Below are 14,465 nucleotides of genomic sequence, written 5' to 3' on the forward strand. Positions count from 1 at the left end.
GCTCAAACAATGGTGGCCCGGAGCACCTGATGCTCCCTTGCTGAGGCCTGATACATAGATGCAACCGGGTTTCTCTGTTCAAAGCGGGTTGACAGGTAAAGGCGAGTCCATACATAGGATGGGTGAAACCCATCAATTGTCGATGGGTTGCACCCATCCTACGGCCTCGTCGTGTGGATTCTCTAGCGCCTGGGCTTGCCCCAACCCCGCATAAGCGGACATTGCAGTTTGCGTGGAAGGGGCTTTAGCCGCGAGCTCTTCGCGCCCTTGACGGCCCAATCGCGGCTAAAGCGGATCGCCGCCCGGCCCCTCCCACGAAAGCCATCACGCCCACTGTCTGCTCTCGCCTTTAACTTGCAGCTTGAAGCTTGAGGCTTATGGCTGCTATCGCCTTGGTATCGCTCAGCCCTTGTGCAGGCGCGCCTCGGCGTTGTCCAGGTCGCGCAGGATCTCCGCCAGCATGTCGTCGTCCAGCTGGTTCTCCTTGCGCATCCGGTACAGCTCCAGGCGCTGGGTACGCAGCGCCTGCAAGCGCAGGCGATATTCCAGCTGATCGGCCTGCCGCTGATGTTCGCGCGAGGTTTCCGCGCCGCGGGTGCGGGTGCGCTCGAGCAGGTCGCGGTACTCGCTCATCAACTTGGCCTTGATCTCGGCCATGGCGATGGCGCCCTCGGTATCGCTGGCCCGCTCGTCCTCGGCTTCCAGGCTGCGAATGGCGGACTCCAGCACCTGCGCGCGATGGCGGTTGAGCTCCTCCTCGTGGCGCGCCACATTGTCCTGCGGCAGCAGGGGCAGAATCTTCGGCAAGGCGACGCTGGCGACCAGCAGCGACAGCAGGATCACCCCGGCGGCGATCAGGATCAGCAGGTCGCGTTCGGGAAAGGCCTCGCCGCTGTTGAGCAGCAGTGGCAACGACATCACACCGGCCAGGGTCACTGCGCCGCGTACACCGCCGAGGGTCAGCACCGCACTCAGGGCCAGCCGCGACTGCCCGGCGAAACGGGTCGGCTTGCCACGCCAGCGGCGCAGCATGCCGGACGTGCGCCAGTAGCCGTATACCCAGACGAAGCGCAGCGTCATCAGTACCGCGTATACGGCCAGCACATAGGCCAGCGCCGACAGGACGAAGGTCCAGGCGTGCGCCTGCTCGCCCATGGCCGCCTTGAGGATGTCCGGCAACTGCAGGCCGAGGAGCAGGAAGATCAGGCCGTTGAAGGTGAACTCCAGCATCGCCCAGACGCTGCGATTGAGCAGGCGCGTGGTGGTCTGCCGGGGCAGCAGGTCGAGCCGGCTCTGCATCATGCCGGCGGCCACCGCCGACAGGATCCCCGACAGGCCCAGGTCTTCGGCCGCCACATAGGCGGCGAAGGGCAACAGCAGCATCAACAGTACATGCGGTGCCGGCTCTTCCCAGCCACGGGCGATCATCCAGGCACGCATCCGGCCCAGCAGGTAGCTCAGGCTCATGCCCACCAGCAGGCCGCCGACGGCCACCAGCACGAACTGCAGGCCGGCGTCGCTCAGCGAGAACACCCCGGTCAGGGTCGCCGCCACGGCGAACTTGAAGGCCACCAGGCCCGAGGCGTCGTTCATCAGCGCCTCGCCCTGCAACAGATTGTTCAGGGTGCTCGGCAGGCGGCCATGGGCGATCGCGGAAACGGCCACCGCATCGGTCGGCGACAGTACCGCGGCGAGGGCGAAGCAGGCCGCCAGCGGTACCTGGGGCAGCAGCCAGTGAATGAAATAACCGGCCCCGAGAATGGTGAAGAACACCAGGGCGAAAGCCAGCAACAGGATCGGCGTGCGCAGCTTGCGGAACTGCCCCTTGGGCATGCGCCAGCCGTCGACGAACAACAGTGGCGGGATGAACAGCAGCAGGAACAACTCGGGATCGAGGCGCACATGCAGCCCCAGCACCGGGATCGCCAGCAGCGCGCCGATGAGGATCTGCAGGATCGGCAGCGGCAGGGGGATGAACTGGGCAGTGATGCGGGTACCGCTCACCACCAGCAACATGATCAGGATGGTGTAGAGAAGCTGCATGGGCGCAAACGACCGACTGGAGGACAAGCGAGAGGGCCCCATTCTAGCCAGCTCCGGGACGCGTGCGTAGAGCAGGCCTCGATAAAAGCGCTGGAGGCTGGAAGGCTGGACGAAAAGTCCACTTCTTGCCCACGCACGTACGTTGGCCGAACAACAGTTGCCTTCATAGCCCGCGCTCCCGTCTCAGCTCATCGTCGAACGCCTGCGCTGCCGCTGCACACGCATCAGCACCGACCGGAGCCCGCTCTATCAGCACGGCCTGCCCTCGGCCTCTGGCTCCAACTCCAGACGCAGTTGGGCCACGCGCGCATTCTGCTCGCCAACCCTGGGCTCCAGGCTCGCCCGCGTCGCCCGGCACCCATCGCGCTCGCCCGCGCGCTCCTGGCTGGCGGCACCTCGGCCCTTGCGGAATCGATGCTGTGGATTTCAGGGCAGCGCTCGCTTCCTGCGCTTCTCTTCGATCCTCTGGCGAACCAGGCCTCGGTCGCTTCGTGCTTTTCCCTGATAGGCGCCTTGGCGCCAGGGACAGGCTTTCGACGGGTGGGAACCTAGCCCACAGCGCGCCGATGAGGATCGGCAGCGGCAGGGGAAGGAACCGGGCGGTGATGCGGGTACCGCTCACCACCAGCAACATGACCAGGATGGTGTAGAGAAGCTGCCTGACGGGGACATTCCTGCAGGGAAGCGGAAGGCATCGCCACAGGACCTCCGGTGGCTCGCCCATTCTAGCGCCCTGGACGCCGGTTGCAGAGGACGAAGCACGGCACGGCGCCCGGTAGGCATCACCGCGTTATACCGTAACGCGCAAAATGGATCGACGTGGCATAATCCACGCCTCGGCTTTCACAGGATATGGGAGAGGATTCGGCCAGCCGGATCCTTCAGGAGTGAATCAATGAGTTACGTGCTGTACGGGATCAAGGCCTGCGACACCATGAAGAAAGCCCGCACCTGGCTCGACGAGCAGGGCGTCGACTACCGTTTCCACGACTACAAGACCGCCGGCATCGATCGCGGCAACCTGGACAGGTGGTGCGACGAGCACGGCTGGGAAACCATCCTCAACCGCGCCGGCACCACCTTTCGCAAGCTCGACGATGCCCAGAAGGCCGATCTCGACCAGCACAAGGCCATCGAACTGATGCTGGCCCAGCCATCGATGATCAAGCGGCCGGTACTGGATCTGGGCAATCGCACCCTGGTCGGCTTCAAAGCCGAGCGCTACGCCGCCGAACTGGCCTGATACCGTCATCCCCATCGAATTCGCTGCAAGGAAAACACCATGACCACCACTCTGTTCAGCCTGGCCTTCGGTGTCGGCACGCAAAACCGCCAGAACACCTGGCTGGAAGTGTTCTACGCCCAACCGCTGCTGCATCCGTCCGCCGAACTGGCGGCCAGGGTCGCCGAAAAACTCGGCTACGACGGCGGCAACCAGGCCATCACCTTCACCACCCAGCAGGCCGGCGAACTGGCCGAAGCCCTCAAGGGGCTCGACGCCGCCCAGGCCGCCCTGCTGACCCGCCTGGCGGAGAGCCACCAGCCCCTGGTCGCCACCTTCCTCGCCGAAGATGCCGCCCTGACCAGCACCCCCGAGGCCTACCTCAAGCTGCACCTGCTGTCCCACCGCCTGGTCAAGCCGCACGGCCTGAACCTGGCCGGCATCTTCCCGCTGTTGCCCAACGTCGCCTGGACCAGCCAGGGTGCGGTGGACCTGGCCGAACTGGCCGAGCGCCAGCTGGAAGCGCGCCTCAAGGGCGAATTGCTGGAAGTCTTCTCGGTGGACAAGTTCCCGAAAATGACCGACTACGTGGTGCCGGCCGGCGTCCGTATCGCCGACAGCGCCCGCATCCGCCTGGGCGCCTATATCGGTGAAGGCACCACGGTCATGCACGAAGGTTTCGTCAATTTCAACGCCGGTACCGCCGGCCCCGGCATGATCGAAGGCCGTGTCTCGGCTGGGGTGTTCGTCGGCAAGGGCTCGGACCTCGGCGGCGGCTGCTCGACCATGGGCACCCTCTCCGGTGGCGGCAACATCGTCATCTCCGTGGGCGAAGGCTGCCTGATCGGCGCCAATGCCGGTATCGGCATCCCGTTGGGCGATCGCAACACCGTGGAATCGGGCCTGTACCTGACCGCCGGCACCAAGGTGGCGCTGCTCGACAGCGACGACCGCCTGGTCAAGGTGGTCAAGGCCCGCGAGCTGGCCGGCCAGGCCGACCTGCTGTTCCGCCGCAACTCGCAGAGCGGCGCCGTGGAGTGCAAGACCCACAAGTCGGCCATCGAGCTGAACGAAGCCCTGCACGCCCACAACTAAACACCGAAAAAGCGCTAGAGGCTGAACGCTGAACGTGAAAGCAACATTTTCGTCCAGCCTCCAGCCTCCAGCCAGGTCTCATACCGGTTCAGCTGCATGTCACTGATCTCTCCCTGGCGCGCCGATTTCCCCGGCATTCGGGCCCTCGCGGCCGAAGGCCAGACCTATCTGGACAGCGCCGCCACCGCGCAGAAGCCCCAGGCGGTGCTGGATGCCCTGCTGGCTTACTACGCCCACGGCGCGGCCAATGTGCACCGTGCTCAGCATGTTCCCGGCGAGCGGGCGACCCGCGCCTTCGAAGAGACCCGGCACCAGGCGGCACGCTGGCTCAACGCTGCCAGCGCCGAGGAAATCGTCTTCACCCGTGGCGCCACCGAATCCCTCAACCTGCTCGCCTATGGCCTGGAACACCTGTTCACGGCGGGCGAGCAGATCGTCGTCAGCGCCGCCGAGCACCACGCCAACCTGCTGCCCTGGCAGCAACTGGCGCAGCGCAAGGGGCTCGAGCTGGTGGTCCTGCCGCTGACCCGGCAGGGTGATATCGACGTAGCACAGGCGAGCACACTGATCGGTCCGCGCACCCGGCTGCTCGCGGTAAGCCAGTTGTCCAACGTGCTGGGGCGCTGGCAGGCGCTGGATCGGCTGATCCCCCTGGCCCGCGCCCAGGGCGCCCTGACCGTGGTGGATGGCGCCCAGGGCGCCGTGCATGGCCGTCACGACGTGCAGGCGCTGGGCTGCGACTTCTACACCTGCTCCAGTCACAAACTGTACGGCCCCGATGGCGTGGGCCTGCTCTACGGCAACCGCAGCGCCCTGCAGAACCTGCGGCCCTGGCAATTCGGCGGCGAAATGGTCCAGCAGGCGGATTACCACGCCGCGACCTGGCGTAGCGCGCCGCTGGGCCTGGAAGCCGGCACGCCAGCGGTGTCCGGCGTGATCGTCCTTGGCGCGACCCTGACCTACCTCGACAGCCTGGACGCCAGCGCAATTGGCGCCCATGAAGCCGCCCTGCACCGGCTGCTGCTGGCCGGCCTGCAACGCCGCGAGGGCGTACGCCTGCTCGGCGAACCGCAGACGGCTCTGGCCTGCTTCACCGTCGAGGGCGTGCACAGCGGCGACCTCGCCCACCTGCTGAGCGAGCAGGGCATCGCCGTACGCGCCGGGCATCACTGTGCGATGCCGCTGTTGCAACGCCTCGGGGTCAGCGGGGCGATTCGCGTATCCCTGGGCCTGTACAACGACGAGGCCGATCTGCAGCGCCTGTTCGACGCCCTGGACAAGGGCCTGGAGTTGCTTCGGTGAACCTCCCCGCCAGCGCCCGCGAGGCGCTCGAGGCGTTCTCCGCCTGCCCCGGCTGGGAGCAGCGGGCGCGCCTGCTGATGCACTGGGGCGAGCGCCTGGAACCACTGGACGCCCGCCACGAAGCCGATCGCGTGTCGGGTTGCGAAAGCCAGGTCTGGCTGGTCGGCGAACGACGGGATGGCGCCTGGCACTTTCGCGCCAGCAGCGATGCCCGCCTGATTCGTGGCCTGCTCGCCGTGTTGCTGGCCCGGGTCAACGGCCTGAGCGCCGAGCAACTGGCCACCCTCGATTTGCCGGACTGGTTCGCCCAGCTCGGCCTGTCGCGCCAACTGTCGCCGTCACGCGCCAATGGCATGAACGCGGTACTGCAGCGGATGCGCCAGTTGCTCGCCACCGGCTAGTGTCGTGTCAAGCATGAAATGTCGGACTCCCGTAGATACCGTCTTGACCCCTGGTCTGCAAGAGCCCATTCGGAATCAGGGTTCGCCAGTAGGCGCGTCGACCCCGGCGCGAGGCGATGGCGGCCATGCGGCATAAATTGCGCTATGGCCACGATTCGCCGCGAGGGCGCGGCTCCTACGCGAATGTGACCATGCTGCGCGCAGATACCGCGCGACCAACATTTGATCTGTGTCGCGACACTAGTACCGCAGCGCAGATCAAATACCGTACCCGAGCGAACCGGCTGAGGGGTTACGGGCAAAAGGCAAGACCGGCAAACAGATCGTCTGCGCGGCCATGCGCAAGTTACTGTGCATCGCTTATGGGGTGCTGAAATCTGGCAAGCCGTTCAACCCTGAACTCGCCCTTGCGAAGTGAGGTTCAAGACGGTATCTGCAGGGTACGACTTGCCCCGTAGCCTGGCGTTGAGCGCAGCGATACCCAGGGTGGGCTTTCCCGGGTGTCGCTGCGCTCGACCCGGGCTACGCAAGGCGAAGTCGTTCGCCTCGCAGCATGGCAATGGTGATTGCGTAGCCTGTCGAGACATTCGACGGATTACGCCTGCGGCTAATGCGCCCTACACGGAATTCAGCACTAAGCGCGCAGAAGTTGCCGCATTTGCGTAGGAGCCGCGACCTCGCGGCGAATCGTGGCCATACCGCGATTTTGCGGCGTGGCCGCCATCGCATCGCGCCGGGGTCGACGCGCCTACTGGCCAACCCTGACGGCGAGCGGGCTCTTGCAGGCTAAGGTTCAAGACGGTATCTACGACCTCGCCGCCGGCGGTTAAAAGCGGCTCACGCTTTTGCTTCTGGCTTGAAGCTTGAAGCTTGTGGCTTCTATTCCGGCGTATGATTCTTCGCCTCCAGCCGGGCGCTTGGCGCCAGCCAGCGATTGGCGTCCCACTCCAGCCAGGTACGGGCCTCGCCGCTCGCCTGCACATGGGTATCGAGGAAGGCCACGCTGACCGCACGCAGTGCCGCGGCCTGGCGTGGATCGACTGCGGCTTCGCCGCCGCGCCCGTAACCGGCGCGGTCGCCACCCGCATCGCCGCGACGCCCGTCGGGACCACCTGGCCCACCCGCTCCAGCCTGGCCGCCGCCCATCCCCGGGCCAGCGGAACCGCCTGGCGCACCACCACCCTCGGGTCGCCCACGCGGTTTGTCGCCTTCGGCCCTGCCACCCCCGCCAGGGCCGGCGGCGAAAGCACCGCCCAACTGGGCATGGCTCATGCGGTCCAGCAGCAACTGGTAGCTGCCGGCGGCCTCGAGGTGTTGCCAGAACAATTGATGGCGCTGCGCGGGTGTCACCCAGTTGAACGGATCCTCATCGGCTTGACCGGTGGCGCTCAACAGCGGAATCGAGATGCGCTGCGCCACCTCCGGCGCAGGCGCGTAGGGGCTGAGCAGGATCGCCGCGCGCGGTGTCCAGCCGTGCTGGCCGTCGAGCAGCGCGGTCGCCGTCTGGGTACCCAGGTCGAAGCCCGCCACCGCCTGGCGCGTCCAGTCGATGCGGGCGAAATCGCCGTCACCGGCCTCAGCGCGCTGGCGTGCTTCCTGCAGCACCTGCCCGAGCTGCCGTAGCCGCCGCTGCAACGCCTCGTCCGCGTAGGCACGCTGGGCGATGGCGTGGAAGACCCCGGCCTGGGCTTCCTGGCTGGCATAGATGCCACGACCGTGACGCTGCGGCTGCACCGCCAGCACGGCATAGCCCGCCTCGGCCCAGGCCCGCCGCCAGGGTTCGGCGGCGCCGCTGCCTTCCCCCAGACCGGGCAGATAGAGGATCACCGGCAGTGCACTGCCCGTCTGCGGTGCCAGCCAGTCCACCTCCAGCACCTCGCCATCAAGCGTCCACTCGGCATGCCAGCCCTGTACTGGCACGCGCAGCGGCTGATAGGCACCGGCCATGAACTGATCGATACGGCTGTCGGGCGAAGCGGGCGCCTCAGGGTGCTGGGCGCAGGCGCTCAGCAGCAGGGCTGCCGCCAGCCAGGGCAAAGGTCGCAAGATCATGCAGTCATCCTCGGAAACGAACCGGGATGCTAGCAAGCCATCGGGCCGGCGACGGTCAGCGCCAGGTAATGAAAAGGTAAAGGATCAGGCCAGCGGCCGCTCGGATGGCCGCCGGGCGCCGGCCACCAGCTTGTCGACGATGCGCGCCGCGGCGACCATGCCGAAGGTCGCGGTGACCATCATCACCGCACCGAAACCACCGGCACAGTCCAGCCTGACCCCTTCGCCGACGAATGCCTTGCTCTGGCACACGCCGCCCTCGGCGGTCGGGTAGCGCAGCTGTTCGCTGGAGAACACACAGGGCACGCTGTAGTGGCGCCCCGGCGTGCGCGAGAACTGGTAGTCGCGGCGCAGGGTGGAGCGCACCTTGGCGGCCAGCGGATCGTTGAAGGTCTTGTTCAGATCGGCGACCTGGATCTGCGTCGGGTCGATCTGCCCACCGGCGCCGCCGGTGGTGACGATCTGGATCTTGCGGCGCTTGCACCAGGCGATCAGCGCCGCCTTGGCCGCGACGCTGTCGATGCAGTCGATCAGCCCATCGAGCTGCACGGTGATGTACTCGGCCATGCTGTCGCGGGTGACGAAATCCGCCACCGGGTGCACCACGCACGCCGGATTGATCGCCCGCAGCCGCTCGGCCATCACCTCGACCTTGGCCCGGCCGACCTGGCCCTGCAGGGCATGGGCCTGGCGGTTGGTGTTGCTGACGCAGACATCGTCCAGGTCGAACAGGGAGATTTCGCCCACGCCGGAGCGCGCCAGCGCCTCGGCGGCCCAGGAGCCCACGCCGCCGACACCGACCACCGCCACATGGGCGGCGGCCAGGCGCTCGGCGCCCTCGCGCCCATACAGGCGGGCGATTCCCGCGAAACGTTGCTCATCGAACGACATGACGACTCCCCCAAACCACGCATTATAGGAAGCTCGTGGCGCCGACCCAAGCCCTCTGCCGGCGACGGAACACAAGCTGCCCGGCGCGCATGCACTGGATCGCGCCTCTCCGGCGAGGTTGCCAGCGCCCCGCCGCAAGGCCTCTCACGAAGCGCTGCAGCCCAGGCGAAACGGGCGCTCGGGCCCATGCTATACAGGCAAACGACGACGGAGTAGCATGCGCGCCAGCCAGCGTTCGTCGGCCCTTCCCCGTTCCACCTTCCGGAACCTGAAACCGCATGCTTTCCCGCAAGTTCGGCCTCAATCTCATCGTGTTCCTCGCCATTGCCGCGCTGTTCACCGGTATCTGGGCGCTCTACAACCGCCCGGTGACGGCCCCCGACTGGCCCGAGCAGGTGTCCGGCTATTCCTTCTCGCCGTTCCGCCAGGGCCAGAACCCGCAGACCGGGACCTACCCCAGCGAGGCCGAGATCCGCGCGGACCTGGAACTGCTGGCGAAACAGACCGACAGCATCCGCACCTATTCGGTCGATGGCGCCCTGGAAAACGTGCCGCGCCTGGCCGAGGAATTCGGCCTGCGCGTGACCCTGGGCATCTGGATCGGCCCCGACGAAACGCGCAACGAGCGCGAGATCGCCAAGGCCATCGAGATCGCCAACGATTCACGCAGCGTGGTGCGCGTGGTGGTCGGCAACGAGGCGCTGTTCCGCCGCGAGGTCACCACCCGGCAACTGACGGCCTACATGGATCGCGTACGCGCGGCGGTGAAGGTGCCGGTGACCACCTCGGAACAGTGGCACATCTGGCAGGAGTACCCGGAACTGGCCGATCACGCCGACCTGATCGCCGCCCACGTGCTGCCCTACTGGGAATTCGTGCGCATGGAGGACGCCACCCAGTTCGTCCTCGACCGCGCCCGCGACCTGAAGAAACTGTTTCCGAAGAAGCCGCTGCTGCTCTCGGAAGTCGGCTGGCCGAGCAACGGCCGCATGCGCGGCGGCGCCGACGCCAGCCAGGCCGACCAGGCCATCTACCTGCGCACCCTGGTGACCACGCTCAATGCCCAGGGCTACAACTATTTCGTCATCGAGGCCTTCGACCAGCCCTGGAAAGCCAGCGACGAAGGCTCGGTGGGCGCCTACTGGGGCGTGTACAACCTCGACCGGCAGCCCAAGTTCAATTTCACCGGTCCGGTGGTGGCCATTCCCCAGTGGCGCCTGCTGGCGGTCGCCTCGGTGGTCATGGCCCTGCTCTCCCTGGCCCTGCTGCTGATCGACGGCAGCGCCCTGCGCCAGCGCGGGCGCACCTTCCTCACCTTCGTCGCCTTCGCCGGCGGCTCGGCCCTGGTGTGGATCGGCTACGACTACAGCCAGCAGTACAGCACCTGGTTCAGCCTGCTGGTGGGCCTGTTGCTCGGGATCGGCGCCATCGGCGTGTTCATCGTGCTGCTCACCGAAGCCCACGAACTGGCCGAGACGGTGTGGACGCAGCAACGCCGCCGCCCCTTCACCCCGATCCCCGGCGACAGCCCGTGCCGGCCCAAGGTCTCGATCCACGTGCCGTGCTATAACGAGCCACCGGAAATGGTCAAACAGACCCTCGACGCCCTGGCCAACCTCGACTACCCGGATTTCGAAGTCCTGATCATCGACAACAACACCCAGGACCCGGCGGTGTGGGAGCCGGTGCGCGACTACTGCGAACAGCTCGGCCCGCGCTTCCGCTTCTTCCATGTCGCGCCGCTGCATGGCTTCAAGGGCGGCGCACTGAACTACATCCTGCCGCACACCGCGGCGGACGCCGAAGTGGTGGCGGTGATCGATTCGGACTACTGCGTCGACCGCAACTGGCTCAAGTACATGGTGCCGCACTTCTCCGACCCCTCGATCGCCGTGGTGCAATCGCCCCAGGACTACCGCGACGGCGAGGAAAGCACCTTCAAGAAACTCTGCTACGCCGAGTACAAGGGCTTTTTCCATATCGGCATGGTGACCCGCAACGACCGCAACGCGATCATCCAGCACGGCACCATGACCATGATCCGCCGCAGCGTCATGGACGAGCTGAAGTGGGCCGACTGGACCATCTGCGAAGACGCCGAGCTGGGCCTGCGCGTGTTCGAGAAGGGCTACGCCGCGGCCTACGCCTACGACAGTTTCGGCAAGGGCCTGATGCCCGACACCTTCATCGATTACAAGAAGCAGCGCTTCCGCTGGGCCTATGGCGCCATCCAGATCATGAAGGGCCATGCCCGCAGCCTGTTCAGCGGCCAGGGCAGCGAACTCAAGCGCGGCCAGCGCTATCACTTCATCGCCGGCTGGCTGCCGTGGATCGCCGACGGCCTGAACATCTTCTTCACCGCCGGCGCCCTGCTCTGGTCGGCGGCGATGATCATCGTGCCGCAACGGGTCGACCCGCCGCTGCTGATCTTCGCCATCCCGCCCCTGGCCCTGTTCCTGTTCAAGGTCGGCAAGATCGTCTTCCTCTACCGGCGCGCGGTGGGCGTCGACCTGAAGGATGCCTTCTGTGCCGCTATCGCCGGCCTGGCGCTGTCGCACACCATCGCCAAGGCGGTGCTGTATGGCGCCTTCACCAAGACCATCCCGTTCTTCCGCACGCCGAAGATGCGCGCCAGCCACGGCCTGATGGTGGCCCTGGCGGAAGCCCGCGAAGAGGTGTTCATCATGCTCCTGCTGTGGGGCGCAGCCATCGGCATCGGCATCGTCCAGGGCATGCCCAGCGCCGACGTCAAGTTCTGGGTGACCATGCTGCTGGTGCAGTCCTTGCCCTACCTGGCCGCGCTGATCATGGCCCTGCTGTCGTCGCAGCCCAAGCCACTGGAAATCCCGGTGGTGCAGAGCGAGGCGGAGAAGGCCTGAGCATAGTTCGCGCCCTGCCCTGGGTATCGCTTCGCTCAACGCCAGGCTACCGATGCGAGGCGTAGCCCGGGTGGAGCGAAGCGATAGCCGGGAGCCGTTCCACCGGGGGCAATGACGACCGAACGCCTACGAGGCAAGCGCGTTTTGCTTTAAGCTATGCGCCCTTTCCCGCCCCGAAACGCTTTACCGGAGTTCCCCATGACGGCCCTGTCCCCCACCCTCGAGCTCGCCTGCGACCTGATCCGTCGCCCGTCCGTCACGCCTGTGGACGAAGGCTGCCAGGAGCTGATGATGCGCCGGCTGGCCGCGCTGGGCTTCGTCATCGAGCCGATGCGCATCGAGGAGGTGGAGAATTTCTGGGCCAGCCATGGCGACCGCGACGGCCCGGTGCTGTGCTTCGCCGGGCATACCGACGTGGTGCCCACCGGGCCGCTGCAGGCCTGGCAGCACCAGCCGTTCGAGGCGCTGATCGACGAACAAGGCATGCTCTGCGGGCGTGGCGCGGCGGACATGAAAGGCAGCCTGGCGGCAATGATCGTCGCCGTCGAACGCTTCGTCGCCGATCACCCGAACCACCAGGGGCGCATCGCCTTCCTCATCACCAGCGACGAAGAAGGCCCGGCACACCACGGCACCAAGGCCGTGGTCGAGCGCCTCGCCGCGCGCAACGAGCGCCTGGACTGGTGCATCGTCGGTGAACCCTCGAGCACCTCGCTGGTGGGCGACGTGGTGAAGAACGGCCGTCGCGGCTCCCTCGGCGCGACCCTGACCGTGCGCGGCATCCAGGGCCATGTCGCCTATCCGCACCTGGCCAGGAACCCGATTCACCTCGCCGCCCCGGCCCTGGCCGAACTGGCCGCCGAGCACTGGGACGACGGCAACGCCTTCTTCCCGCCGACCAGCTTCCAGGTGTCCAACCTCAACGCCGGCACCGGCGCCAGCAACGTGGTTCCGGGGGAGCTGACGGCGGTGTTCAACTTCCGTTTCTCCACCGAGTCCACGGTCGAAGGCCTGCAGCGACGGGTCAACGCCATCTGCGACAAGCACGGCCTGGATTACCACATCGACTGGGCGCTGTCGGGCCTGCCGTTCCTCACCGAGCCCGGCGCCCTGCTCGACGCGGTGAGCGCCAGCATCCGCTCGGTGACCGGCCGCGAGACCAGCCCGAGCACCAGCGGCGGCACCTCCGATGGCCGTTTCATCGCCACCCTCGGTACCCAGGTGGTCGAACTCGGTCCGGTCAACGCCACCATCCACCAGATCAACGAGCGCATCCTCGCCAGCGACCTCGACGTGCTCACCGAGATCTACTACCAGACCCTGGTCAAGCTGCTCGCCTGATGCTGACCTGCCCGATCTGCCAGGCGCCGCTGCAGGCCGTCGACAACGGCGTCGTCTGCCCGGCCAGGCACCGCTTCGACCGCGCCCGCCAGGGCTATCTGAACCTGCTGCCGGTGCAGCACAAGAACAGCCGCGAGCCCGGCGACAATGCCGCCATGGTCGAGGCCCGCCGGCGCTTTCTCGATGGCGGTCACTATGCGCCGCTGGCCGCCCGGCTGGCGGAACTGGCGGCTGGCTACGGGCCGCAGCGCTGGCTGGATATCGGTTGCGGCGAGGGTTATTACAGCGCACGGATCGCCGAGGCGCTGCCCGCTGCCGAAGGCTATGCCCTGGACATCTCCCGCGAGGCGGTGAAACGCGCCTGCAAGCGCGCACCGCAACTCGACTGGCTGGTCGCCAGCATGGCCCGCGTGCCCCTGGCGGACGCCAGTTGCCAGTTGCTGGCCAGCGTGTTCAGCCCGCTGGACTGGCAGGAGGCCAGGCGCCTGCTTGCCCCCGGCGGCGGCCTGCTGCGCATGGGGCCAACCCGTGACCACCTGATGCAGTTGCGCCAGAAGCTCTACGACGAAGTACGCGACTATGACGACCAGAAACACCTCGAGCTGATCCCGCCGGGCATGCGCCTGGCCCACAGCGAAACCCTGAGCTTCGCCCTGCAGCTCGACAGCCCGCAGGCGCGCGCCGACCTGCTGGCGATGACGCCCCACGGCTGGCGCGCCAGTGCCGAACGCCGCGCCGCGGTCATTGCCGACCCCTTCGAAGTGACCGTGGCCATCCGCTACGATTGGATCGAGCGTGACGCGTCTTGAACGCCCCCAGAGTCTGTTGACCTGCCCAACGAGGATGACCATGCGCCAACCGGATATCGAGATCTACCTGAAGGATGCCGATCACCAGGCGATCGCCACCTGGCTGAGCGAGGCGCTAGGCCCCTGCAGCCCCTGGCAGCAGAAGGGCCAGACCTTCAAGTGCCGGGCCGGCGAGGTGCCGGTGACCTGGCTGCCGAAAGCCGTGGGCAAATGGCACAGCCTGTACCTGGAGAGCGACGCCACCCCCTGGGCCGACGACCTCGCCTGCGCCCGGGCCGCCTTCGCCGCACTGGCCGTGGAAGTCCGCTGCGCACCGGGTAGCTGGCAGGAAGAGGAAAGCGACGAGCAGGCCGACCAGTGGCTGCGCATCAGCGCCGATGGCGTCGAGGAAATCACCTGGCGCACGGGCTGACAGGAGCATGCGCTTTCT

11 protein-coding genes and 1 pseudogene are annotated in these 14,465 nt (G+C 66.8%); 9 read left to right on the forward strand and 3 right to left on the reverse strand.

Annotated features, from left to right (window positions below):
• Positions 1-402: 402 nt before the first annotated feature.
• The gene (locus DNK34_RS18720; protein WP_131177365.1) at positions 403-2,043 is read right to left on the reverse strand and encodes a Na+/H+ antiporter; all 1,641 of its coding nucleotides are present in this window, start codon (positions 2,041-2,043) and stop codon (positions 403-405) included.
• Positions 2,044-2,938: 895 nt separating this feature from the next.
• Here DNK34_RS18720 and DNK34_RS18725 point away from each other — a divergent pair.
• The 5 genes and pseudogenes from DNK34_RS18725 to DNK34_RS25755 all read left to right on the forward strand — a co-directional run.
• On the forward strand, positions 2,939-3,286 hold the full coding sequence (locus tag DNK34_RS18725; RefSeq protein ID WP_131177366.1) for an ArsC family reductase: 348 nt from the start codon (positions 2,939-2,941) through the stop codon (positions 3,284-3,286).
• A 39-nt stretch (positions 3,287-3,325) separates the two neighbouring features.
• Positions 3,326-4,360, forward strand: coding sequence for a 2,3,4,5-tetrahydropyridine-2,6-dicarboxylate N-succinyltransferase (dapD, locus tag DNK34_RS18730; RefSeq protein ID WP_131177367.1), 1,035 nt, complete (start codon positions 3,326-3,328; stop codon positions 4,358-4,360).
• A gap of 96 nt (positions 4,361-4,456) precedes the next feature.
• The gene (locus DNK34_RS18735) at positions 4,457-5,662 is read left to right on the forward strand and encodes an aminotransferase class V-fold PLP-dependent enzyme (RefSeq protein ID WP_131177368.1); all 1,206 of its coding nucleotides are present in this window, start codon (positions 4,457-4,459) and stop codon (positions 5,660-5,662) included.
• A complete protein-coding gene (locus tag DNK34_RS18740; protein WP_131177369.1) occupies positions 5,659-6,063 on the forward strand; it encodes a SufE family protein in 405 nt (134 codons plus the stop codon). Before DNK34_RS18735 ends, DNK34_RS18740 begins: the two co-directional genes overlap by 4 nt.
• 292 nt (positions 6,064-6,355) lie before the next feature.
• Positions 6,356-6,481: pseudogene (locus tag DNK34_RS25755) on the forward strand (IS110 family transposase); the annotation flags it as partial.
• A 461-nt stretch (positions 6,482-6,942) separates the two neighbouring features.
• Here the strand turns inward: DNK34_RS25755 and DNK34_RS18750 are convergent.
• Together DNK34_RS18750 and tcdA are read right to left on the reverse strand one after the other, a co-directional pair.
• Entirely contained in the window at positions 6,943-8,115 is a 1,173-nt protein-coding gene (locus DNK34_RS18750; protein ID WP_131177370.1) for an alpha/beta hydrolase, read from the reverse strand.
• Positions 8,116-8,199: 84 nt separating this feature from the next.
• Positions 8,200-9,006: a tRNA cyclic N6-threonylcarbamoyladenosine(37) synthase TcdA gene (gene tcdA, locus DNK34_RS18755; RefSeq protein WP_131177371.1), complete on the reverse strand. Its 807-nt coding sequence runs from the start codon at positions 9,004-9,006 to the stop codon at positions 8,200-8,202.
• 278 nt (positions 9,007-9,284) lie between these two features.
• Between tcdA and DNK34_RS18760 the strand changes: the two genes are divergently transcribed.
• The 4 genes from DNK34_RS18760 to DNK34_RS18775 all read left to right on the forward strand — a co-directional run bounded on the left by DNK34_RS18760 (position 9,285) and on the right by DNK34_RS18775 (position 14,447).
• A complete protein-coding gene (locus DNK34_RS18760) occupies positions 9,285-11,885 on the forward strand; it encodes a glycosyltransferase (protein WP_131177372.1) in 2,601 nt (866 codons plus the stop codon).
• A gap of 198 nt (positions 11,886-12,083) precedes the next feature.
• A complete protein-coding gene (gene dapE / locus DNK34_RS18765; protein ID WP_131177373.1) occupies positions 12,084-13,226 on the forward strand; it encodes a succinyl-diaminopimelate desuccinylase in 1,143 nt (380 codons plus the stop codon).
• A complete protein-coding gene (locus DNK34_RS18770) occupies positions 13,226-14,035 on the forward strand; it encodes a putative RNA methyltransferase (protein ID WP_131177374.1) in 810 nt (269 codons plus the stop codon). The genes dapE and DNK34_RS18770 overlap by 1 nt, the downstream gene beginning before the upstream one ends.
• 40 nt (positions 14,036-14,075) lie before the next feature.
• Positions 14,076-14,447, forward strand: coding sequence for a hypothetical protein (locus DNK34_RS18775; RefSeq protein WP_131177375.1), 372 nt, complete (start codon positions 14,076-14,078; stop codon positions 14,445-14,447).
• Positions 14,448-14,465 lie beyond the last annotated feature (18 nt).

The sequence above is a fragment of the Phytopseudomonas dryadis genome, assembly GCF_004327355.1.
GTDB lineage: Bacteria > Pseudomonadota > Gammaproteobacteria > Pseudomonadales > Pseudomonadaceae > Aquipseudomonas > Aquipseudomonas dryadis.